This window comes from Cryobacterium glaciale (assembly GCF_004402535.1).
GTDB classification, from domain to species: domain Bacteria; phylum Actinomycetota; class Actinomycetes; order Actinomycetales; family Microbacteriaceae; genus Cryobacterium; species Cryobacterium glaciale.
Map to the genome: position 1 here is coordinate 331066 of NZ_SOEY01000028.1, position 21949 is coordinate 353014.

General features: G+C 66.8%; 18 protein-coding genes. 9 read left to right on the top strand and 9 right to left on the bottom strand.

Going from position 1 to position 21949, the window contains the following annotated elements; genetic code table 11:
* Positions 1 to 9: 9 nt before the first annotated feature.
* From prpB to E3O06_RS13685, 3 genes are read right to left on the bottom strand one after another with little or no spacing between them, the layout of a single operon-like run.
* Positions 10 to 939 (bottom strand): methylisocitrate lyase, encoded by a 930-nt coding sequence (gene prpB, locus E3O06_RS13675; protein WP_134503895.1) that lies wholly within the window; start codon positions 937 to 939, stop codon positions 10 to 12.
* On the bottom strand, positions 939 to 2474 hold the full coding sequence (locus E3O06_RS13680; protein ID WP_134503896.1) for an MmgE/PrpD family protein: 1536 nt from the start codon (positions 2472 to 2474) through the stop codon (positions 939 to 941). Before E3O06_RS13680 ends, prpB begins: the two co-directional genes overlap by 1 nt.
* Before the next feature lie 14 nt (positions 2475 to 2488).
* On the bottom strand, positions 2489 to 3202 hold the full coding sequence (locus tag E3O06_RS13685) for a GntR family transcriptional regulator (RefSeq protein ID WP_338144864.1): 714 nt from the start codon (positions 3200 to 3202) through the stop codon (positions 2489 to 2491).
* Positions 3203 to 3290: 88 nt separating this feature from the next.
* Here E3O06_RS13685 and E3O06_RS13690 point away from each other — a divergent pair, with 88 nt between their 5' ends.
* The 3 genes from E3O06_RS13690 to E3O06_RS13700 all read left to right on the top strand — a co-directional run bounded on the left by E3O06_RS13690 (position 3291) and on the right by E3O06_RS13700 (position 7260).
* Positions 3291 to 5219: an AMP-binding protein gene (locus E3O06_RS13690; RefSeq protein WP_134503897.1), complete on the top strand. Its 1929-nt coding sequence runs from the start codon at positions 3291 to 3293 to the stop codon at positions 5217 to 5219.
* Between the two features lie 80 nt (positions 5220 to 5299).
* A complete protein-coding gene (locus E3O06_RS13695) occupies positions 5300 to 5647 on the top strand; it encodes a DUF485 domain-containing protein (protein WP_134503898.1) in 348 nt (115 codons plus the stop codon).
* The gene (locus tag E3O06_RS13700; protein ID WP_134503899.1) at positions 5644 to 7260 is read left to right on the top strand and encodes a solute symporter family protein; all 1617 of its coding nucleotides are present in this window, start codon (positions 5644 to 5646) and stop codon (positions 7258 to 7260) included. Before E3O06_RS13695 ends, E3O06_RS13700 begins: the two co-directional genes overlap by 4 nt.
* Positions 7261 to 7326: 66 nt before the next feature.
* On the opposite strand, the gene E3O06_RS13705 is transcribed toward E3O06_RS13700, so the two are convergent.
* Positions 7327 to 8106: an SDR family NAD(P)-dependent oxidoreductase gene (locus E3O06_RS13705; protein WP_174843233.1), complete on the bottom strand. Its 780-nt coding sequence runs from the start codon at positions 8104 to 8106 to the stop codon at positions 7327 to 7329.
* Positions 8107 to 8135: 29 nt separating this feature from the next.
* Here E3O06_RS13705 and E3O06_RS13710 point away from each other — a divergent pair, with 29 nt between their 5' ends.
* The 6 genes from E3O06_RS13710 to E3O06_RS13735 all read left to right on the top strand — a co-directional run bounded on the left by E3O06_RS13710 (position 8136) and on the right by E3O06_RS13735 (position 15221).
* Positions 8136 to 9248 (top strand): acyltransferase family protein, encoded by a 1113-nt coding sequence (locus E3O06_RS13710; RefSeq protein ID WP_241980194.1) that lies wholly within the window; start codon positions 8136 to 8138, stop codon positions 9246 to 9248.
* A gap of 113 nt (positions 9249 to 9361) precedes the next feature.
* The gene (locus E3O06_RS13715; RefSeq protein WP_134503900.1) at positions 9362 to 10693 is read left to right on the top strand and encodes a bifunctional o-acetylhomoserine/o-acetylserine sulfhydrylase; all 1332 of its coding nucleotides are present in this window, start codon (positions 9362 to 9364) and stop codon (positions 10691 to 10693) included.
* Between the two features lie 72 nt (positions 10694 to 10765).
* Positions 10766 to 11968, top strand: coding sequence for a homoserine O-acetyltransferase MetX (gene metX / locus E3O06_RS13720; protein ID WP_134503901.1), 1203 nt, complete (start codon positions 10766 to 10768; stop codon positions 11966 to 11968).
* Between the two features lie 71 nt (positions 11969 to 12039).
* Positions 12040 to 13209, top strand: a complete 1170-nt coding sequence (locus E3O06_RS13725) for a sensor histidine kinase (protein ID WP_134503902.1) — start codon at positions 12040 to 12042, stop codon at positions 13207 to 13209.
* On the top strand, positions 13206 to 14519 hold the full coding sequence (locus E3O06_RS13730; RefSeq protein ID WP_134503903.1) for a hypothetical protein: 1314 nt from the start codon (positions 13206 to 13208) through the stop codon (positions 14517 to 14519). The genes E3O06_RS13725 and E3O06_RS13730 overlap by 4 nt, the downstream gene beginning before the upstream one ends.
* Positions 14520 to 14564: 45 nt before the next feature.
* Positions 14565 to 15221, top strand: a complete 657-nt coding sequence (locus tag E3O06_RS13735; RefSeq protein WP_092111590.1) for a response regulator transcription factor — start codon at positions 14565 to 14567, stop codon at positions 15219 to 15221.
* 57 nt (positions 15222 to 15278) lie between these two features.
* Here E3O06_RS13735 and E3O06_RS13740 read toward each other — a convergent pair whose 3' ends face one another.
* Genes E3O06_RS13740 through E3O06_RS13760 form a run of 5 tightly spaced genes read right to left on the bottom strand, consistent with a single transcriptional unit; the run spans position 15279 to position 21885 of the window.
* A complete protein-coding gene (locus E3O06_RS13740; protein WP_134503904.1) occupies positions 15279 to 16556 on the bottom strand; it encodes an MFS transporter in 1278 nt (425 codons plus the stop codon).
* Between the two features lie 38 nt (positions 16557 to 16594).
* The gene (locus E3O06_RS13745) at positions 16595 to 16897 is read right to left on the bottom strand and encodes a thiamine-binding protein (protein ID WP_134503905.1); all 303 of its coding nucleotides are present in this window, start codon (positions 16895 to 16897) and stop codon (positions 16595 to 16597) included.
* A gap of 10 nt (positions 16898 to 16907) precedes the next feature.
* Positions 16908 to 19736, bottom strand: a complete 2829-nt coding sequence (locus E3O06_RS13750; RefSeq protein ID WP_134503906.1) for a cation-translocating P-type ATPase — start codon at positions 19734 to 19736, stop codon at positions 16908 to 16910.
* On the bottom strand, positions 19736 to 20971 hold the full coding sequence (locus tag E3O06_RS13755) for a hypothetical protein (protein WP_241980195.1): 1236 nt from the start codon (positions 20969 to 20971) through the stop codon (positions 19736 to 19738). Before E3O06_RS13755 ends, E3O06_RS13750 begins: the two co-directional genes overlap by 1 nt.
* Before the next feature lie 38 nt (positions 20972 to 21009).
* Complete coding sequence (locus tag E3O06_RS13760; protein ID WP_134503907.1) at positions 21010 to 21885, bottom strand: ADP-dependent NAD(P)H-hydrate dehydratase; 876 nt, start codon at positions 21883 to 21885, stop codon at positions 21010 to 21012.
* Positions 21886 to 21949 lie beyond the last annotated feature (64 nt).

A 21949-nucleotide genomic window follows, 5' to 3' on the forward strand; every position in this document is an offset into this window, starting at 1 on the left:
GGTGCTCCTTTAGACCTGCGTCGAACTGGACGTCGAAATGTGCGGGTTCAGCGTGAAATCGAAGATACCCGAATCGAACTGGCTGTACGACGCATAGTCGAGCAACTCGTACAGGTCGGCCCGGTGCTGCATCTCTGGCAGCATCGTGGTGAGCGAGCCGTGCTGTTCGATCGCGTCGAGTCCGCGCGCGGCGGAACCCATCGCGAGGCGCAGCAGCGACACCGGAAAGATCACGAGATTCATTCCCACGTTCTCGAGCTGCTGCACCGTGTACAGCTCACCCTTGCCGAACTCGGTCATGTTCGCCAAAATCGGCACCGATACGGCCGCCCGAATGGTCTCGAACTCGGCCAGGCTGCCCATCGCCTCGGGGAAGATCGCGTCGGCCCCGGCGTCCTGCAGCTGCTTCGCACGCGTCACGGCCGCGTCCAGCCCGTCAACGGCACGGATGTCCGTGCGCGCCATTACGAGAAAGTTCGGGTCACGCCGAGCGTCGACCGCCGCGCGGATGCGCTTGATCGCGGTGTCGGCGTCCACGACCTGCTTGCCGTCGAGGTGACCGCAGCGCTTCGGGTTGATTTGGTCCTCGATGTGCATGCCGGCGAGGCCCGCATCCTCGAGGGTCTGGATCGTGCGCGCCACGTTCATCGGCTCGCCGAAGCCGGTGTCGGCGTCGACGATCGCCGGCAGGTCGGTCATGCGGGCGATCTGCTGCGACCGGCCGGCCACCTCGGTGAGGGTGGTCAGGCCGATGTCGGGCAGGCCGAGGTCGGCCGAGAGTACGGCGCCCGAAATGTAGACGCCCTCGAACCCCTTCTGCTGGATCAGCTTGGCCGAGAGCGGGTTGAAGGCGCCGGGGTAGCGCAGGATCGTGCCGCTCGACAGGCCGGCCCGCAGGGCACTGCGCTTGTCGGCGGCCGTGGCCTTGGCATACAGCATTAGAAGATGCCGTTCGGGGTGGCGATCGTCTCGAGCAGTCCCGGCTTGGCCACGATGGTCAGGCCGCCGAGGTCGGCGCCGCCCAGCTCGGGGAGGCGCTGCGCCAGGGCGAGGAAGCGTTCGATCTGGGATTCCTCCATCACCGGCGCGGCCAGGGTGCGGAACTTGTTGATGTACTCGGCGCGGGCGAACGGTCGAGCGCCGAGCGGATGCGCATCGGCCACGGCGATCTCGTCGACCAGGCGGTTTCCGTTGGCCAGCTCGATTTCCACGCGACCGCCAAAGGCCTTCTCGGCCGGGTCGAGGGAGTGGTAGCGGCGCGTCCACTCCTGGTCTTCGGTCGTGGTGACGGTGTTCCACAGGGCGATCGTGTCGGGGCGACCGGCACGCTCCGGACTGTAGGAGTCGACGTGGTTCCAGCTGCCGTCCTGCAGCGCCACCGTGAAGATGTAGGGAATGGAGTGGTCGAGGGTTTCGCGGCTCGCGGTGGGATCGTACTTCTGCGGGTCGTTGGCGCCGGAGCCGATCACGTAGTGCGTGTGGTGGCTGGTGTGGAGACGGACGCTCTTAATGGCACCGGCCACGAGCAGTTCGGGGTGTTCGTTGTGCAGCTTGCGCGCGAGGTCGATCCACGCCTGGGCCTGGTATTCGGCCGAATGCTCCTTGGTGTAGCTGTCGAGAATGGCGCGCTTGATACTGCCAGCCGCGGGCAGCGACACGTCGTAGGCGGCGTCGGGGCCGTCGAGCAGCCAGGCGATGACGCCGTCCTCACCCTCGTAGATCGGGGTCGGGCTGGTCTCGCCGCGCAGCGCACGGTCGACGGCTTCGACCGCCATCTTGCCGGCGAACGCGGGGGCGTGGGCCTTCCAGCTGGAGATTTCACCCTTGCGCGACTGGCGGGTCGCGGTCGTGGTGTGCAGCGCCTGGCCGACGGCCTGAAAGATGGTCTCCTTGTCCAGGCCGAGCAGGGTTCCGATGCCGGCGGCGACCGACGGGCCGAGGTGGGCGACGTGGTCGATCTTGTGCGCGTGCAGGCTGATCGATTTCACGAGGTCGATCTGGATCTCATAGCCGGTGGCGATGCCGCGGATCAGGGCGCTGCCGGTCAGTCCGCGGGACGCGGCGAGGTGCTGAGCGACGGCAACGATCGGCGGGATATTGTCGCCGGGGTGCGAGTATTCGGCGGCCAGGAAGGTGTCGTGGTAGTCCAGTTCACGCACGGCGACGCCGTTGGCCCAGGCCGCCCATTCCGGGGACACCCGGCGGGCGGGCGCGAGGCCGAACACGGTCGCTCCGTCGCCACCGTTGGAACGCGGGTGCGCGAGTGCCTGGGATCGAGCGGCGATCACCGGGCGACGGGTCAGGCTGGCCGCGGCCACGGAAGCGTTGTCGATCACGCGGTTGATGACCATTTCGGTCACTTCCTCGGAGACCGGGGCGGGGTCGGCGGCGACCTCGGCGATCTTCCAGGCCAGCTGGTCCTCGCGGGCCAGATTCTCGTCGCTCTTGTGAACTCGAACGTGATGAAGCTGCACTGTGGATCCCTTCGTTAGTCGGCCGCAGTCGTTGATCGACTGCTGACCGAGTCCTCATCGATCGCCGCGAGGACGCTCAGGAGGCTTTGGTGAAGATGAATATGGGTGGCATGGGCTGCCAGCGACGGGTCGCCGGCAATGATGGCGTCGATAATCAGCAGATGCTCCGCCGCTGCGGCACGCAGCCGCAGCGGATTTCTACGGGCGAGCCGACGGATACGGGCCAGGTGGGTGCGTACGGCGCGCAGGGCGCCGACGAGAAAGGGGTTTTCGACGGCGGCGTCGACGGCGTCTTCGAGTTCGTCAATCAGCACGTAGTAACGGTGCACCCCAAGGTCGCCCTGCTCCAGAAGGTTCGGCGCAGTGAGGAAAGCATCGCGCAGTTCCTGGAACGGCGCGGGATCACGCCGTGTCGCGGCCAGGCGAATGGCCTGCACCTCGAGCGCCTGTCGCAGCTCATACAGCTCGGAGATGCTGTCGACGGAGATGTCGGTCACTTCGAAGCCGCGCCCCCGACGGCCGACGACGAGGCCGTCGGCGATCAATCGGGCCACTGCTTCTCGCAACGGGGTGCGGGAGACACCGATGCGCTCGGCCTGTTCCACTTCGAGCAGGGCGGCGCCCGGGGCGAGGAGTCCGTTCAGGATCTCCCCGCGCAGCTGACGATACGCCCGCTCGCTGGCGCGAAGCGGTACGTCTAACCCCAACATTGCGGTTTCTGTATACACAAGAGCGATCCTATTCCACATTGCTGGGTTATATGCAATACTTCAACCACTCTTTGTATACAGAGACTCTTCGATGGAGAAGGTAGACATGAACGGCGAATCAGGTGGGGGCTACCGGGAGACCTGGCGACGCAGCATCTCGTCGCCGGAGGACTTCTGGCTGGAAGCCGCCGCGGGCATCGACTGGGTCACGCAGCCGACGAGAGCCCTGGCGGCAGACGGCCCGGCGACCGGTAGCTGGTTCCCCGGGGGAACGCTCAACACGAGCTACAACGCCCTCGACCGTCACGTCCTGGCCGGTCGGGGCGCTCACACGGCACTGATCTACGACTCGGCCATGACCGGTACCCGGGTTCAGCTGAGCTACCTCGATCTGCTCGGCCGCGTCGCCAAATTCGCCGGCGCCCTGCGCGCCAACGGCGTCGGCACCGGCGACCGCGTCATCATCTACCTGCCGATGATTCCCGAAGCGGTCGTCGCCATGCTCGCCTGCGCGCGCATCGGTGCGGTGCACTCGGTCGTGTTCGGCGGGTTCGCGGCCACAGAGCTGGCCGTGCGCATCGACGACGCCCGCCCGAGTGTCATCGTCACGGCGTCGGGCGGGCTGGAACCGGGCCGTACGGTGGAATACCTTCCGCTGGTCGAAAAAGCACTGGCGCTCAGCCAGGGCTCGGTCCACACCGTCATCGTGCGTAACCGCGAGAGCATTCCCGGTTCGGCGGCGGACTACCAGGGCCGTTCCGAAACGGATGTGAACTGGCTGGACTGGGCCGACGAGGAAGCGAAAGCGGCGCCGGCCGACCCGGTCGCCCTCCGCTCCGACGACCCGCTGTACGTTCTCTACACCTCCGGCACGACGGGTAAGCCCAAGGGCATCATCCGGGACAACGGCGGCCACGCCGTCGCCCTGAACTGGTCGATGCGCAACGTCTACGACGTGGGACCTGGTGACGTCTACTGGGCGGCCTCCGATGTCGGTTGGGTGGTCGGGCATTCCTATATCGTCTACGCACCGCTTTTGGCCGGGGCGACCACGGTCATCTACGAGGGCAAACCCATCGGAACCCCGGATGCCGGCGCGTTCTGGCGCGTCGTGGATGACTACAAGGTCAAGGTGTTGTTCACCGCACCGACCGCCATTCGCGCGATCCGCCGCGTCGACCCCGACCTGCTCGAACTGAAGAATCACGACGTGTCGAGCCTGACCAGCCTGTTCCTGGCCGGTGAACGCCTCGACCCGGAAACCTTCCACTGGGCCAATAACGGGCTGCACTGCCCGGTCGTCGACCACTGGTGGCAGACCGAGACCGGCTGGGCGATCTGCGCCAACCTGCTCGGCATCGAAGAGTTGCCGACCAAGCCTGGCTCCGCCACCGTTCCGGTACCCGGTTATGACATCGCCATTCTGGATTCCAAGGGCAAGCCGATCGAGAAGGTCGGCAAGGACGGCAACATCGCCATCCGACTTCCGTTGCCGCCCGGAACCCTGCTCGGGATCTGGGGCAGCACGGAACGATTCACCAGTTCCTACCTCACCGCGTTTCCCGGCTACTACGCCACCGGAGACTCCGGTCATTTCGATTCCGACGGCTACCTGTTCGTGATGGGCCGCACCGACGACGTCATCAACGTTGCCGGGCACCGCTTGTCGACCGGCTCGCTCGAAGAGGTCCTCACGCTGCATCCGGCCGTCGCCGAGTGCGCGGTGCTCGGCGTGCACGACCCGCTCAAGGGTCAGCGTGCCGCTGGTTTCGTCACCCTCAAAGCCGGAAGCCATGTCGACCACGGCGTTCTCGCCGCAGAACTCGTCGCCCTCGTCCGGGAGCATGTCGGCCCGGTCGCAGCGTTTCGCGACGTCACCATACTCGACCGACTGCCCAAAACGCGGTCGGGCAAGATTCTTCGCAAAACCATTCGGCAAATCGTCGACGGTGAAGAATATTCCGTTCCCCCCACCATCGAAGACCCCACCGTTCTCGACGATCTGAAACGGGCGCTGTCAGCATCCGTTTCGTAACCCGGTCACGACCACGCCTCACCGCGCACCCACAAATTTTCTGAAATCCCCTATTTTCGTCCCTGAGGCAAGGAGGCCCCATGAGTGAAGCAGTGAAAGACGCCCCACCGAAGTCCACCATCGACTACGAGGCGTTTGAAAAGACTCCCCGTTTTCTCAAGCTGAAGCGCACCCGCAACAGGTTCGTCGTACCGATGGCCATCTTCTTCCTGGTCTGGTACATCGCGTACGTTCTCGCGGCCGCATACCTGCACGACTTCATGGCGACGCCGGTGTTCGGCCGCATCAACATCGGGCTGCTCCTCGGGCTCGGCCAGTTCGTCACGACGTTCGCAATCACGATGACGTACGTGACCTTCGCCAACCGCAAGATCGACCCCCGCACCGAAGAACTTCGCCTTGAACTCGAGCGGATGGAACAGCGATGAACACACTGCACCTCCTGGCCACGACGGTCAAACCGGTTGAGAACAACCCGGTCCTGAACATCTCCATCTTTCTCGCGTTCGTGGCGGTGACCCTGATCATCGTCATCCGCTCGGGCCGCAACAACAAGTCCGCCGCTGACTATTACACCGGTGGCCGCTCATTCACCGGACCGCAGAACGGGTTCGCCATCGCCGGCGACTATCTCTCGGCGGCATCGTTCCTCGGCATCGTCGGCGCGATCGCGATCAGCGGCTACGACGGGTTCATGTACTCGATCGGGTTCCTCGTCGCCTGGCTCGTGGCTCTGCTGCTCGTTGCAGAGCTCATGCGCAACACCGGCAAGTTCACCATGGCCGATGTGCTCTCCTTCCGGCTCAAGCAGGGCCCCGTGCGCGTGGCAGCAGCCACGACCACCCTCGCCGTCTGCTTCTTCTACCTGCTCGCCCAGATGGCTGGAGCCGGCGGACTCGTCTCGCTGCTCCTCGGCATCAATGACAAGCTCGGCCAGTCCATCGTGGTTACCATCGTCGGCGCGCTGATGATCGTCTACGTACTGGTCGGCGGCATGAAGGGCACCACCTGGGTGCAGATCGTCAAGGCGTTCCTGCTCATCCTCGGCGCTCTCGCCATGAGCATCTGGGTCATGGCGATCAACGGCTTCAACCTGTCGGCACTGCTCGACACCGCGGTCGCCCAGTCTGCCTTCGGCGCCGACGTTCTGGCCCCGGGACTGAAGTACGGAACCAACCCGCTCGACTTCATCTCGCTCGCCCTCGCCCTGGTTCTCGGAACCGCCGGCCTCCCGCACGTGCTCATGCGCTTCTACACGGTTCCGACCGCCAAGGAAGCTCGTCGCTCGGTCGTCTGGGCCATCTGGCTCATCGGCGCGTTCTACATCTTCACCCTGGTGCTCGGCTTCGGTGCCGCGTCACTCGTCGGTGCAGACACCATCGAGGCCGCTCCCGGCGGCGTGAACTCGGCAGCCCCGCTGCTCGCGCTCGCCCTCGGCGGTCCGCTGCTGCTCGGCTTCATCTCGGCGATCGCCTTCGCGACGATCCTCGCCGTCGTGGCCGGAATCACCATCACGGCGGCAACGAGCTTCGCGCACGACATCTACGGATCCGTCATCAAGAAGGGCAAGGGAAACCCCGACGACGAGGTCAAGGTCGCCCGTCGCACCGTCATCGTGATCGGAATCCTCGCCATCGCCGGTGGTATCGGTGTGCAGGGTCAGAACATCGCCTTCCTCGTGGCCCTGGCCTTCGCCGTCGCGGCGAGCGCCAACCTGCCGACCATTCTCTATTCCCTGTTCTGGCGTGGCTTCACTACCCGGGGCGCGGTTTGGAGCATGTACGGCGGACTCGCCTCGGCCGTCCTTTTGATCATCTTCTCGCCGGTGTTCTCGGGCACCGACACCTCGATGTTCGGTGCCGGCGTCGACTTCGCGGTCTTCCCGCTGAGCAACCCCGGTATCGTCTCGATCCCGCTCGGGTTTTTCCTGGGCTGGCTCGGATCGGTCACCAGCACCGTCAAGGAGAGCCCGAAGCTCGCCGCCGAGATGTCGGTGCGTTCGCTCACCGGCCACGGCGCAGAAAAGGCCGTCGAGCACTAACCCCCCGCAGAACAACGAACGGGCCGGCCAGGTTTCCCCTGTCCGGCCCGTTTTGGTGTTTCTTTACTACTCGCGCACAGTCAGGGGGCCGCGGGCGATCCGGGTCGGCGCCGCCTGGGCGACCGGCTTGATCACGATTAGGTCGAGGTTCACGTGGGCGGGTCGCTCCACGCTCGACACGATCGTCTCGGCGATATCCTCGGCCGAGAGCGGATCGGGAACGTTGTCGTAGGCCGCGAACGCCTTGTCAGCGTCACCGTTGAAGCGAACCAGGCCGAACTCATCCGTTTTGACCATGCCAGGCGCGATCTCGATCACCCGGATCGGTTCCCCCGACAGCTCGAGCCGCAACACCTCGGTCATCGCGTGCGCCGCGAACTTCGCCGCGTTGTACCCGCCGCCTCCGAGGTAGGCGACGTGGCCTGCGATCGACGTGACGGTCACGATGTCGGCCGACCCGGCCCCCGAGTCGATGCCGGCGCGCAGCAGCGGCAGAATGGCCGTGGTGACGCGCTTGACGGCCAGCACGTTGATCTCGAACATCCAGGCCCAGTCTTCGATGCTGCCGGCCTCGACGGTGTCGAGTCCCTTGGCGCCGCCGGCGTTGTTGATCAGGGCGTGCACCGGGCCGCTAGCTGCCAGGTAGTCGCGCAGCGCGTCGACATCCGCTTGCACCGTGAGGTCGGCGGTGAAGACATCCGCTCCCGTTTCTGCGTGCAGCGTGGCGAGGCGGTCGGCACGCCGGGCGACCCCCACCACATCCCAGCCTCGAAGCCGGAACAGACGAACGGTCGCCGCTCCGATTCCTGAACTTGCTCCGGTCACAACCACTCGTCGAGTACTCATTTGTCCATTGTGGCGGGAGAATGGATTCAATGAGCACCGTACCGATGAACTCAGTGGGCACCGCCATCACTCAACCGCGTCGTCGCGTACCCCTCTGGGACAACGCGCGCTGGATCGCGATCACCCTCATGGTGGTCGGCCACGCTATTCTCAAACTCATCGGCGAAGCGGATGTCGCGTACACGCTCTACCTGTTCATCTACGCGTTCCACGTGCCGGTTTTCGTGGCCGTGAGCGGCTACTTTGCCAAGAGCGGGCCGCCCGACGCACGGCAGATGCACCGGCTGCTCACCGACATCATCATTCCGTACGTCATCTTCGAGACGATCTGGACCGGCCTGCGCTGGATTTTGGGCGGCAAACTTGTCCTGGACTACTCCACCGCGAGCTGGACCCTGTGGTTCCTGCTCGCCCTGCTGGTCTGGCGCATCGCCCTGCCCTACCTCGTGCTGCTGCGCTACCCCCTGCTGATCAGCATCGCTATCTCCATCGGCGCCGGGTACCTTCCGAATATCGATGGAACCTTCGCCCTCTCCCGCACCCTCGGGCTGCTGCCGTTCTTCGTGTTCGGCTGGAAACTGCGGCAGTGGCTGCTGACCGACACCTGGCTGGAACTGCGCGCCGGCCTCATCTGGCGCTGGCGGGCCGGGGCGATCGGGCTCTTCGCGCTGCTCTACCTGGTCATCGCGCTGAACATCCAGGCCCTGCGGGACCTGCAGGTGCGCCGTTTTCTGCTCTACGACGAGGCCTACGGCGTGTTTGACTATTCCTCATGGTGGGCCGGCGGCATCCGTTTGGCGGTCATGCTGCTCGCCTTCGCGCTCATCGTGGCGTTCCTCATGCTGATTCCCAGGCGTTCGACTTGGTTCACCGATCTCGGCGCTGCCACGATGTACATCTACCTGCTGCACACCTTCGTGCTGTACCCGCTGCGGGAGATGGGCGTGCTCGACGGGCCCCAGCCGGCGTGGGTTCTGCCCGGCATGATCGTGCTGAGCGTGGCCATCTCGATCGTGCTGTCCCTGCCCGTCGTTCGACGGGCGTTTCGGCCGCTCGTCGAGCCGCGGGCGCGGTGGCTGTTCCGGTCTAGTGCGGCCACACCCACCGGAACGATCGTGCTGCCGCAGCGCGATCGCAAATGACCGCTCGAACAACATGACGTTGTGTTTCGCCCGCTGTTGCACGGCCATTCGGGCCTCTTTATGCTCGGGGCCAGAGCGCTGGAGAGTCCGCGCTGTATGAGCCGGAGGCTATCGTGACCGACAATTCTTCATCGTGGAAGTTTGAGACCAAGCAGGTTCACTCCGGCGCTCGTCCCGACCCGGTCACCAACGCGCGGGCCACCCCGATCTACCAGACCACGTCCTACGTGTTCAACAGCTCCGAGCACGCCCAGAACCTGTTTGCGCTGGCCGAATTCGGCAATATCTACACCCGCATCCAGAACCCCACCCAGGCGGTCGTCGAAGAGCGCGTCGCCGCGCTCGAGGGCGGCACCGCGGCGCTGCTGCTGTCGAGCGGCCAGTCGGCATCCACCTTTGCGGTGCTGAACATCGCGCAGGCCGGTGACCACATCGTGTCATCGAGCTCGATCTACGGCGGCACCTACAACCTGTTCAAGTACACCCTGGCCAAGCTCGGCATCGAGGTCACCTTCGTCGAAGACCAGGATGACGCGGCCGAGTGGGAGCGCGCGGTGCGCCCGAACACCAAGCTGTTCTTCGCCGAGACCATCGGCAACCCGCGCATCAACGTGCTCGACATCTCGCTCGTAGCGGATGTCGCCCACACGGCGGGTATTCCGCTCATCGTCGACAACACCATCGCCACGCCCTACCTGATTCGCCCGTTCGAGCACGGCGCCGACATCATCGTGCACTCGGCCACCAAATTCCTCGGCGGCCACGGCACCATCATCGGCGGCGTGCTCGTCGACGGCGGCACGTTCGAGTGGTCGAAGAACGTGGAGAAGTTCCCCGGCCTGACCGAACCGGACCCGTCGTACCACGGCGCGAGCTACACCACGGCCGTCGGCGACGGCATCGCCTACGTCATCAAGGCGCGCGTGCAGCTGCTGCGCGACCTCGGAAGCGCCATCGCCCCGGCGAGCGCCTGGCAGCTGATCCAGGGCATCGAGACGCTGAGCCTGCGCATCGAACGCCACGTGCAGAACGCCCAGGACATCGCCGAGTGGCTCGACAACCACGAGGACATCGCCTCGGTGAACTACGCCGGACTGCCGTCGAGCCCCTGGTATGCGACCGCCAACAAGTACGCTCCGCTCGGCGTCGGCGCGGTGCTCTCGTTCGAGCTCAAGGGCGGCGTCGCAGCCGGCCGCGCCCTCGTCGACAACCTGAGCCTGTTCAGCCATCTCGCCAACATCGGCGACGTGCGATCCCTGGTGATACACCCGGCCTCGACCACGCACGCCCAGCTCACCCCTGAGCAGCAGCTGACCGCCGGCGTCACGCCCGGCCTGGTGCGCCTCTCGGTGGGCATCGAGAACGTCGCCGATCTGAAAGCCGACCTTGAGGACGGTCTGGCCGCTGCCCGCGCCGTCGTCAAGCGCGACCGCGCCGACGCCTAAAGCCGGTCGCCGCCCGGGCGCACAACGTAACATGCGCCCGGGCCGTTCATTCCACCGCCAGAATGGACGTGTATGGAATGGCAATCATCAGCAGACACGGTCCCGTCGAGCTTCATCACCGAAGCCCAGGCGCGCTCGGTCCTCGGCAAGCCTCCGGCGACCGGCGCCTGGCGCGACGGCGACCCGGTCGGCCACCGACAGTTTTTGAACCTCGGCCCGCTCACCTTCGAGGCGGGCGGCAGCCTGCCGAATGTGCGTCTCGCCTATGAAACCTGGGGCACCCTCAACCCGGCCGGCGACAATGCCGTGCTCGTGCTGCACGCCCTCACCGGTGACAGCCACGTGGTCGGCGCACCCGGTCCCGGCCACGAGACCGGCGGCTGGTGGGACGGCATCGTCGGCCCCGACCTGGCCATCGACACCGATCGTTGGTTCGTCGTGGCACCGAACATGCTCGGCGGCTGCCAGGGCAGCACCGGGCCGGCCTCGCTCGCGCCCGATGCGCTGGAGTGGGGCATCCGCTTTCCCTATCTGACCATTCGGGACCAGGTCGACGCGCAGCGCGTGTTCAGCGACCGGCTCGGCATCGACCGCTGGGCCGCCGTCATCGGCGGTTCCATGGGCGGTATGCACGCCCTCGAATGGGCGATCGAGACCCCGGAGCGGGTCGACCGCCTCATCATTTTGGCCGCGCCGCCCGTCACGACCGCCGACCAGATCGGCCTCAACTCGGTGCAGATCGAGGCCATCCGCACCGACCCGGCCTTTCGAGCCGGCGACTATTACGACGAAGCGGATGGCGATGGCCCGACCCGTGGGCTGGCCCTGGCCCGCCGCATGGCCCTGTTGAACTACCGAAGCCCGGCCGAATTGAACGCCCGCTTCGACCGTGGGTGGCAGAGCGGCATCAGTCCGCTCGGCGCCAACGGCCGCTTCGCCGTGGAATCGTACCTCGACTTTCACGGCAATAAATTCACCCGACGATTCGACGCCAACAGCTACATCGTGCTCGTCGAAGCCATGAACTCCCACGATGTCGGTCGCGGACGCGGCGGCGTCGCGGCTGCCCTCGCCCTGATCACCGCCCGCTCGGTCGTCGTCGGAATTGACAGCGACCGACTGTTCCCGGTCGATGGCCAACGCACCATCGCCGCCCACCTCCCGAATAATATCGACGGCCCCACCGCGGTGGTGCTGGAATCCGGGTATGGTCACGATGGCTTCCTCATTGAGAACGAAGCAATCGGCGCCCAGATTCGGCGGGTGTTGCACTAAGGCGATCTGCGCGTGTGTGGCGCCCGGTATGGTGCTGATAGACACGTTCATCTCCAACCCGACAGGCACCCATGCAACGCATTTTAAAGGAGCGCGACCGTCTCCTGCGAAGAGCGGTGCAGGCAGCCGGGCTCACCGGTTCGGCTACGACGCTCACCTGTCTGCTGGTGCCGGGCGGTGTGCAAGCCGACGCTCGTACGTGGGCCGCCGTGTTCGTGCTGTTCATGACTGCCGGCCAGTACCTGCTCGGCAGCACCGGGGCACTGCGCTGGGCCGTGTTGACCGTGCTCAGCGGGCTGGCCATCATCCTGGTCGTCGGATTAGCCAGCCATCCCGGCGTGCCCCCGAACCTGATCGAGGAAAGCGTCATCGGCATGGTCTCCACCGCACCGATGTGCGCGGTCGCGGCCGTGCTGCTGACCAGCCCGCGCCGGCTGCTGCTGCTCGTGACTTTCTTCGTCGTCACCATCACCTGTGTGGCCGTGGTGACGGTCGATGCGCCAGACCGCACGGTGCTGCTGGCCCTGACCGTGAGTATGTGGCTGGCCTTCACTCTCGCCTCTTGGTGGATCGCGCAGAGCGTGCCCCGCGTGATGCACCGCATCGCCGCGATCGGCCGCGCCCATCGAGCCGAACGGCACGCGAGCGAGCTCGAAGCGCAACGCCGCCAGGACGCCCGCCTGCTGCACGACACCGTGCTCGCCACCCTGACCCTGCTCGCGCATTCCGGTGTCGGGGTGAGCCCGACCGCCTTACAGAAACAGGCCGGCGATGACGCCAGGCTGCTGCGCCAACTGCGCCTCGGCGGCCTGCCGACCCCGCGCCGTTCCGGGGTGTACAGCCTGGAACCGGCCACGGTCCTCACCCTCGGCGACACCCTCGACGCCGTGCGCCAGCGGTTCGAACGCCTGGGCCTCACCGTCAACTGGCACGGCAGCGGCCAGGTGCAGCTGCACAGCAATGTGCTCGACTCCTTCCTGCTGGCGCTCTCCGAATGCCTCGAAAACGTGCGTCGCCACTCCGGGGTCGACCACGCCGACGTGACCATAACGGATGACGACACCACCGTTCGCGCGATGGTCACCGACACCGGGGTCGGCTTCAATCTCGGCCAGGTGGGCTCCGAACGGCTCGGCGTTGCCGAATCGGTCATCGCTCGGTTGCGCGACGTCGGCGGCAACGGCCGCCTGTTCTCCTCGCCGGGCGCCGGAACGACGGTCGTCCTGGAAGTTCCTAAGTGAGCCAGTTCAGCGATACCGCGCCCATCGCCACCCACCCGCGCGGTGTCGGTTCGCGTCTGCTCGGCGGCCCCTCCGAGCGGAGCTGGCCGCCGGCATCCGCTGGTCGGCGCAGTCGTACTGACCTGCTGCCGCTGCGGTTTCCGCGCACGATCTTGCGAGGCGACGGCCGCATCACCGTGTTCCGGTCAGACCAGAACGGTTTGGGCGCCCGTCATCTGGGAATCGGCATGCGCGTCAGCGGCGCCTGTATCGCGCTGTTCCTGCTCGTGCGGCTGATCATTCAGTCGGACCCGGCCCACCTTCCGGTGCTCAGCATTCTGGCCTGGGTGATTCTGCTGGCGACCGCCGTGGCCGTGAACCTCGCCGTGCACAAACTGGCGTCCCGCCTGCCGCTCGGGTTGTTCCTGGCTGCCCTCGGTGCCTGCGCGGTCGTGGTGGCACTGGATCTGGCCGGGGCGAGCGACTTCCCCACCGCCGCCCCCGCCGTCGGTGCCTTCCTCCTGTCGATCGTGACGCTGCGGGAAACCGGCGACATCACCATGGCCACCGTCGCCCTCGGCCTGGCCCTGAGCGCGGGAACCCTGTTCGAAACGCGCACAGACCTGCTCACCCTGGGTCCGGACGTGCTGTCCATTGCCCTGGCGGTGGCGCCGCCGCTGGTCGGGGCGAGCATCGTGCAGGCGTTTCGGCGCATGGTGCAGCGCGAACTCGACCTGGTGCTGGTGCAGAGCACGGTGTCCCAGCCACGATTCGCGGTCGGCATGCTCGCCTCCGAGCAGCTGGCCCAGCTCGACCTCGATGCTGAAACCCTGCTCGACGATGTCGCCCAGGGCCGCACCGCGTTGCCACTCGCACCGTCGACGGCGACGACGGCGGCGTCCCTGGCCACCCAGTTACGTCTGCACCTGATCGAGGGCCGCACGGAGACCTGGCTGCACCATGCAATCACCGAGAGTGAATTTCTCGGCCCGGTCGTCGTGCTGAGCGATCCGGCCGGCCTCGCCGGCCTGCTGTCCCCGCCGCAACGCGATGGGCTGCTTCTCACGATTTGGCTCCTGATCGGGGATACGGCGCGGTCAGGGGCATCCGTTTCGCTGCGCCTTGGACCGATTGCCCCCACACATGGGGCAGGGCCGCACCACAAGGTACGTTTTCCGGTCGAATTGACCACAACGGGGGTCGCCCGACGGCGTGTCGATCCGGAAACCTGGCAGGCGATTCGTGCCGTCGGCCCGCATGTGGACTCAAATCGGTCCGGAAGCCTGCGGGTCGACATCGAGTGTAGTGTGGTCAATCCCGCGGATGCCTAATATTGGGGATTTTGACGATAGGGTGCAGGCAGTAGGAGGCAGAAAATGACGACAACAGACCGTCCCATTCGCTTGGCCCTGGTTGATGACCACAGGATGCTCCTGGGTGCACTCACCGAGTGGATCCGGAGCGCCGCTGATGACATCGAGATGGTAGCGGCGGTGACCACCTGGCCCGAACTGCTCACGCATCCCGAATTTCCGGTGGATGTCGTTCTGCTCGACCTCGATCTCAAAGACAACATCCCGGTGTCCCTGAAGATTTCCACGCTCAAGACGACCGGTGTGAAGACGGTGCTCATGAGCACCTATTCCGAACCGGCCCTCGTGCGCGAAGCCCTCGCGGCCGGCGCGCTTGGCTACCTCGTGAAGAGCGAAGAGGCGAGCATGATCGTCGACGCCATTCGCGCCGCGTACAACGGCAAGTCGTACATCTCGGCTGAACTCGACTACGCGCTCAACTCCACCGAGAACGTCGAAGGCCCCCGCCTCAGCGCGCAGGAACGCCGGGTCATGGCGCTCTACGGTGCCGGCGAGCCGGTCAAGGCCGTCGCCTACCAACTCGGCATTTCCGAGGAAACCGCCAAGAGCTACCTCAAGCGCATTCGCGAGAAGTACCGCCTCGCCGGGTACGACGTGGGAACCAAGGTCGCGCTGCGCAAGCGCGCCATCCACGACGGCATCCTGCTGCAGACGGACTGATCCACCTTCTGAACGCTGACCGGCCCACATGGCGACATGCGGGCCGGTCAGCGTGCGTTAACGCGTGCGCACGACCGGGATCAGCTGGGTACCGTACGGAACGTGGTGGCCGGCGTGGCGGCGTCGCCGGTCGATGCTGAAGGTGAGCAGGGTCAGCAGCACGCCGATGACGCTCAGCGCCACACCGATCCAAACCGGGGCGAGATAGCCGAGCCCCGCGGCGATCGCGACGCCGCCGAGGGCAGCACCGAGCGCGTTCCCGACGTTGAGCGAGGAATGATTGAGCGCCGCGGCGAGCGATTGGCTCTCGTGGGCGACGTCCATCAGGCGCGCCTGAATGGTCGGTGAGAGAGCGGATGCCGCCGCACCGACCAGGAACATGCCCACCAGCAGCCCGGCCAGGAACTGCGCCGACAGGCCGAGTGTGACGAGCGCGAGGATGAGCACGCCGAAGGCGATGTACATGGTTCGGCGCACGCTCCAGTCGGCCAGCGCTCCCCCGGCGAAGTTGCCGGCCGTCATGCCGAGGCCGACGACCACGAGGATGAGCGGTACCGCGGCGGCGGCTAGCCCGGTGATTTCGATCACGAGCGGCGCGACGTAGGTGTAGACGGCGAACAATCCGCCGAAGCCGATCGCGCCGATCGACAGGGTGATCCACACCTGCAGTTTGCGGAACGCGCGCAATTCGGCCCGCATGGTGGCCTTCGGATTGCCGGCCTGGAACGGCACGAACACGGCGACGGCGACGAAGGTGAGCGCGAAGATGGCGGCGACGACGAGGTAGGCGACGCGCCATCCGCTCACCTGGCCGATCCAGGTGATCGTCGGCACCCCGATCACGTTGGAGATGGTCAGGCCGGAGAGCACGATGGCGATGCCGCGCGCTCGTTTGCCCGGTCCCATCAGGTGGGCTGCGACGAGCGATGCAATGCCGAAGTAGGCACCGTGCGGCAACCCGGCCACGAAGCGGGCGGCGAGCACGGTCTCAAAGGTGGGCAGCAGTGCCGAGGCGATCGTGCCGAGGGTGAACGCGGTCAGCAGGCCGAGCAGCAACTGTTTGCGCGGCCAGCGGGCAGCCGCTGCGGCGATGGTCGGCGCGCCGACGACGACGCCGAGAGCGTAGGCGGAAATGAGCCAGCCGGCCTGCGCGTTGGCGGCATCCGGGGCGCTCGCGTACAGGCCGGGCAGCAGGTCGGCGGCGAGGTTGGGCAGCAGGCCCATGGCGACGAATTCGGTCGCGCCGATGCCGAAGCCGCCGAGGGCGAGGGCGAGGAGGGCAAGACGAATACGGGTCGACGACAGCTGCGTCGACCCGTCAGCAGTGAGGGGCATGCGTAAAGCCTAATCCCCGGCCTGCCCGCGCGGGAGATCTACGTGTCGAGGGCGCTCTCCAGACGCTCGAGCTTGCCGGTCAGCTCCCCGGTGTGGCCGGGGCGGATGTCGGCCTTCAGCACGAGGGAAACTCGCGGTCCGAAAGCGCCTACCGCCTCGGTCGCCGCCTTGATGACGGCGAAGACTTCGTCCCAGTCGCCCTCGATGGTGGTGAACATGGAATCGGTGTGGTTGGGCAGGCCGGATTCGCGGACGACGCGCACCGCGGCGGCGACCGCGTCGTGCACGGAGCCCTGTGAGTCGGCGGCGACGGACGGTGCGACAGAGAATGCTACGAGCATGGGTGACTCCCTAATTGTGGTTTGAGCTGGACGGGGACAGGTTCTCTGCAGCGGGGCGCAGCCGGCGTCGGCCGGACGCCCGAACGATGGCTTTACCGGCTTCTTCGACCCAGAGGGCCGACGACCCGACCAGTACGGCCACACCCCACTGCGGCGCGGTGAGCCCGGTGGTGTCGAAGAGGCCCTGCAGCAGGTCGATCTGCACCACGCAGACCTGCAGCACGATGACAGCGACCAGTGCGACCCAGATGCTCCGGTTCGTCAAGGTCTGGGCGGAGAAGACGGAGTGGGTGTCGGACCGCACGTTGAGCAGATTGAACACCTGGTAGAACACGAACGTGGTGAACGCCAGGGTAGTGGCGAAGGCCGGGTCGGTGGCGCTGTCTGGGAACACCACCGGAGCCAGGGTCAGCACGACGAGGGTGCCGGCGGCCATGACGAGACCGAGCCCGAGGATCCGGACGAGTCGGGCCCGGGTCAGCAGCCGTTCATTCGCCGGGCGAGGCTGTTGCTTCATCGTGCCCGGCTCGGCCGGATCCACGCCGAGGGCCAGGGCGGGCGGGCCGTCCATGATGATGTTGACCCAGAGGATCTGCAGGGCGGTGAACGGCGCACCGCCGGCCAGCCCGGTGACGCCAGCAACCAGGAAGATGAGCACGAACCCCCAGGCCGTGGTGAGCTGGAACCTCACGAACTTCAGGATGTTGGCATAGATGCCGCGGCCTTCCCTGACCGCGGCCACGATGGTGGCGAAGTTGTCGTCGGTGAGGATCATGTTCGCTGCGCCCTTGGACACATCCGTACCGGTGATGCCCATGGCTATCCCGATGTCAGCCTGCTTCAGGGCTGGGGCATCGTTGACGCCGTCCCCGGTCATGGCCACGACATTTCCCCCTTTTTGCAAAGCCTTGACCATTCGTATCTTGTGCGCGGGAGTGACCCGGGCCAGCACCCCGTACCCGGCAGCCCGTCTGCTGAGCTCGCCGTCGTCCAGTTCGTCGAGGTCGAGGCCAGACGCGGCGTCACCCGGGATGCCCAAATCCTTCGCTATGGCCGAAGCGGTGACCAGGTGGTCGCCCGTGATCATGTGCACTTTGATGCCGGCTCCGCGCGCCTCGGCGATGGCCTGGGCAGCTTCAGCACGGGCCGGATCGACGATTCCGACGATCGCGTAGATCGTCAAACCGGTGACGAGCGCCTGCAACGATTTCTCGTCGTCCGGGAGGACCGTGTGCAGTTTCCGCCCGGCGATCATGAGTGTGCGCAGGCCGTCGCCGGCCAGTTCCTGGATGGCCTCGTGGATACCGCGGCGATGCTCGTCGGTGATCGGGCGGATGCCGTCCGCGGTGAGTACCGAGTCGGTCAGCCGCATCAAAGCGACCGGGGCTCCCTTGGCCAGGCACCGGTAGCCGGTGACCGGCGCGGGCAGGTTCGCATCCGTCGTGGCCGCCGCCAGCCTGTGGAAGGTGGCCATGTACTTGTATTCCGCGTCGAAGGGGATCTCCGCTACGCGCGGGTGATCTCGCCGGGCTTCGGCGACATCGAGACCGCCCTTCTCGGCCAGCACGGCCAGCGCGCCCTCCGTCGGATCTCCCACCAGGCGACCGTCACCGATGACGGCATCATTGCACAGCGCCATTGTCAGGAGCGCCTCGGTCAAGTCGGGCAGAGGCACGTTGTCCGGGATCAGGATCTCCCCGTCCGTTGAGTAGCCCATGCCGGTGACCTGAAAGTCGTGTCCATGAATGTGCAGGCGGTGTGCCGTCATCTCGTTCATGGTCAGCGTGCCGGTCTTGTCCGTGGCGATGTGGGTGACGCTGCCGAGGGTTTCGACGGCCGAGAGCTGCTTGAGGATGGCCCCCCGGCCGGCCAGCCGCGCGGCACCCATAGCCAGTGTGAAGGCGACGACCGCCGTGAGCCCCTCCGGGATGGTCGCCACGGCCAGCGACACCGAGGTGATCAGCAGGTCGGACCACGATTGCCCGCGCAGCAGTCCCAGGACGAAAACGACCGCGACCACGCTCAGGGCCACCAGGGTCAGCATCCGGGCCAACTGATCGATCCTTCGTTGCAGCGGGGTGCGTTCGCTTCTCACCCCACTGATCAACGCCGCAATGGCGCCGACCTCCGTGCGCATGCCGGTCGCGGTGACGATCATGGTCGCCCGGCCACGGGTGACTTCGGTATTCATGAAGAGCATGTTGTCGCGGTCACCGAGCGGCAGGTTGCCGGCCGCGAGCGGATGCGTCGACTTGCCGACGGGTTCGGATTCTCCGGTCAGCGTGGCCTCGGCCACCTGCAGCCGCGATTCTTCCACGATTCGGCCGTCGGCCGGAATGGAGTCTCCGGCATCGAGCAGAACGATGTCGCCGGGCACCAGAGCGCTCCGGGGAACCTCCTGCTCGATGCCGTTCCGGCGAACCACCGCCGTGCCCGCCGACATGGTTCGCAGCGCCTGGAGGCTGTTTTCGGCCCGTCGTTCCTGCAGGTAGTTCAGGGCCGTGTTGAGGATGATCACGGCCAGGATGACAACGGGCGTCTCCCATTCCCGTGAGACGACGGCGCTCACCACCGCGGCGATCACCAGCACAAGCGTCATTTTCTCCGCCAGCAGGCGGATGATCTTGCGCCAGACCGGCACCCGAGCCGGCTCGGCGAGCAGATTGGGCCCGTGTTCCTGCTGTCGGGCCTCGACCGACGCGGAGGGCAGACCGGTGGCGGGATCGACGTCCAATCGTGTGGAAACGACCGTGGCCGGGAGGGTGTGCCACGCCTCGAGTGGGGCTGCGGGCTCGGAGCCGGCACCGGTGGCTGGCGTCGGGCGCAATCCGGCACTCATCAGAACGCTCCTGCAGTCGGTCGGTACAGTGCCCGGAGCGCCCAGCCGAGCAGCACGAACTCGAGCAGGTTGCGCACGGTCAGCACGAGCACCATCAGCGGGTGGGCCACGATCACCCAGTCGTACAGGGAGGGATAGACCACCTGGGTGAGCACGGCGAGCGCGAGGCCGAGCAGCGCCGGGGTGCGCCAGGAGCGGCCGTTCAGAACGAGTCCAAGGATGATCGGGGCGGCCAGCCAGCTGATGAACTGCGGCGAACCGACCTTGTTGAATGCGATCAGGGTCAGAGTCAGGGCGAGGGCCAGGGGCGGCACGACCGCCAGTGCGCCGGCTCCCCGGCGTTGGGCCCGCAGGCCGAGCAGCAGCACGCTCGCGGCGGCGAGCGCCAGCAGCGGGGTCATCGCGGCGCTCACGGCGGTGACGCCCGCGCCGGCCACCTGAAAGGTGAGGATCTGCTGGTCGTAGTAGATGAAGCTGCCCGGCACGCCGAGGGCGGCCTGCCAGAGCCAGGGAACGGCGATGGGTGATTCGATCTGGATCCCCCGCCCCGCCTGCTCGGCCACGAAACTCAGCACGTGCAGGCCGCTGCCCCGGCTCAGGCTGAGCAACGCGGCCACCCCGATCACCGTCGCGGTGACCACGGCGGCGAGCAGGAGCATCCGCCAGCGCAGTTTCGAGGCGACGAACAGGGCGGCGAGGGCAGCGACCGGCCAGATCTTGATCCAGGTGGCGATCGTGAGCAGCACCGTGCCCCAGAGCGGGCGGCGGCTCAGCCAGAGCAGGGCGACGATACAGAGCGGGACGGTGACCGCGTCGATGCGCAGCAGCGCTACGGGTCCGAGCAGCGCCAGGAAGGCGAGCCACCACCAGGCCGCCGTTCGGTACGAGCGCGCAAGTACCCAGAATGCCCCGGCGTTCAGCCCGGTCACGAGCGCGAACCAGGTTGCGAGGTAGGCCGGGCCGCCGAGGGCGAGTGCGCCCAGAATCGGCAGGAGGGCGAGCACCGGGTAGACGAAATTCTCGGTGATTCCCACGATGCTGCCGGCGGCCGCGTTCTCGGCCCAGCCGCGGTAGACGACCTCGACGTCGCCGAACGGGTACCCCGGACCGAACAGGGCCAGCAGGATCAGCAACAGGTGCACGATCGCGAAAGCCGACCACAGCGCGGCGAGCGGATGCCGCGGCGCCGGCCGCGCAGGCCGGGTCACGGCCCTGCTCTCATCGTGAATGTGCACGCTTTTACCTTTGCACAACCGGCCGCGTCGTGTTCCGTTTAGCGGGTCGGGCGGGGCCCCGGATCGACACCGTGATCGAGAAGAGCGGCGACGGCCCGCGGCACGGCATCCGCCAGGTCCAGCGCCGCGATCGGACCGCCGGCCGAGGCCAGATTCGCGGCGTCGGCGTGCAGGAGCGCGGCGGTGGCGGCGAGAGGGGCGAGGGAGGCGGCATCCGTTTCGAGCTGGTCGGAATGGGTGGCCAGGAGCGCGCCGAGGATGCCGCCGAGCACGTCGCCCGACCCGGCCGTGGCCAGCCACGCCGGCCCGGTCGACACGGTCAGGCGAGCGCCCGACGGTGAAGCGATGTGGGTGACGGCGCCCTTCAGCAGCACCGTCACGTCGAACAGGCGGGCAGCGCGAATAGCCCACTCCCCCGGGTTGGCGGCAATCTGCGAGGCGGAGCCCGGCTTGGCCTCGCCCTCGAGCATCGCGGCGAGTTCCCCGGCGTGCGGGGTGATCACGGTCGGGCCGATCGCGCGCGACACGAGGTCGAGGGCGCCGGCGTCAATGACGGTGGGCAGGCCCTCGGCGAGGGCTTCCTCGAGGGCGGAGGTGACGGCATCCGTTCTGGTGGTGGAGTTGATGCCGGAGCCCAGCAGCCAGGCCTGCACCCGGCCGGGCACGGTCACGATCTCGGGGCGGCGCTGCAGCACGAGGGTGGCGGCGCGGCGCGGGCCGAGGTAGCGCACCATGCCGAGGCCGGTGCGCACGGCCGCGTCCACGCCGAGCACGGCCGCGCCCGGGTAGTCCTTGGAACCGGTGCGTACGCCGAGCACGCCGCGCGAGTACTTGTCGTCGCCGGCCTGGGGCCGGGAGATCCAGTCGCGGGCCTGTTCGGCCTCCCATTCGAGCCAGCCGCGCGGTTTCACCATGCTTCCACGATAGGTCGTTTCCGATCGGCGCGCGGTGCCGCTTCCGACTTGTGCGAGTGCGCCG

Excerpts from the sequence above, each read along its gene's own strand:
- prpB (WP_134503895.1), bottom strand. The coding sequence starts at position 939 with ATGCTGTATGCCAAGGCCACGGCCGCCGACAAGCGCAGTGCCCTGCGG.
- E3O06_RS13690 (WP_134503897.1), top strand. The coding sequence starts at position 3,291 with ATGAACGGCGAATCAGGTGGGGGCTACCGGGAGACCTGGCGACGCAGC.
- E3O06_RS13695 (WP_134503898.1), top strand. The coding sequence starts at position 5,300 with ATGAGTGAAGCAGTGAAAGACGCCCCACCGAAGTCCACCATCGACTAC.
- E3O06_RS13700 (WP_134503899.1), top strand. The coding sequence starts at position 5,644 with ATGAACACACTGCACCTCCTGGCCACGACGGTCAAACCGGTTGAGAAC.
- E3O06_RS13705 (WP_174843233.1), bottom strand. The coding sequence starts at position 8,106 with ATGAGTACTCGACGAGTGGTTGTGACCGGAGCAAGTTCAGGAATCGGA.
- E3O06_RS13710 (WP_241980194.1), top strand. The coding sequence starts at position 8,136 with ATGAGCACCGTACCGATGAACTCAGTGGGCACCGCCATCACTCAACCG.
- metX (WP_134503901.1), top strand. The coding sequence starts at position 10,766 with ATGGAATGGCAATCATCAGCAGACACGGTCCCGTCGAGCTTCATCACC.
- E3O06_RS13725 (WP_134503902.1), top strand. The coding sequence starts at position 12,040 with ATGCAACGCATTTTAAAGGAGCGCGACCGTCTCCTGCGAAGAGCGGTG.
- E3O06_RS13735 (WP_092111590.1), top strand. The coding sequence starts at position 14,565 with ATGACGACAACAGACCGTCCCATTCGCTTGGCCCTGGTTGATGACCAC.
- E3O06_RS13740 (WP_134503904.1), bottom strand. The coding sequence starts at position 16,556 with ATGCCCCTCACTGCTGACGGGTCGACGCAGCTGTCGTCGACCCGTATT.
- E3O06_RS13745 (WP_134503905.1), bottom strand. The coding sequence starts at position 16,897 with ATGCTCGTAGCATTCTCTGTCGCACCGTCCGTCGCCGCCGACTCACAG.
- E3O06_RS13750 (WP_134503906.1), bottom strand. The coding sequence starts at position 19,736 with ATGAGTGCCGGATTGCGCCCGACGCCAGCCACCGGTGCCGGCTCCGAG.
- E3O06_RS13760 (WP_134503907.1), bottom strand. The coding sequence starts at position 21,885 with ATGGTGAAACCGCGCGGCTGGCTCGAATGGGAGGCCGAACAGGCCCGC.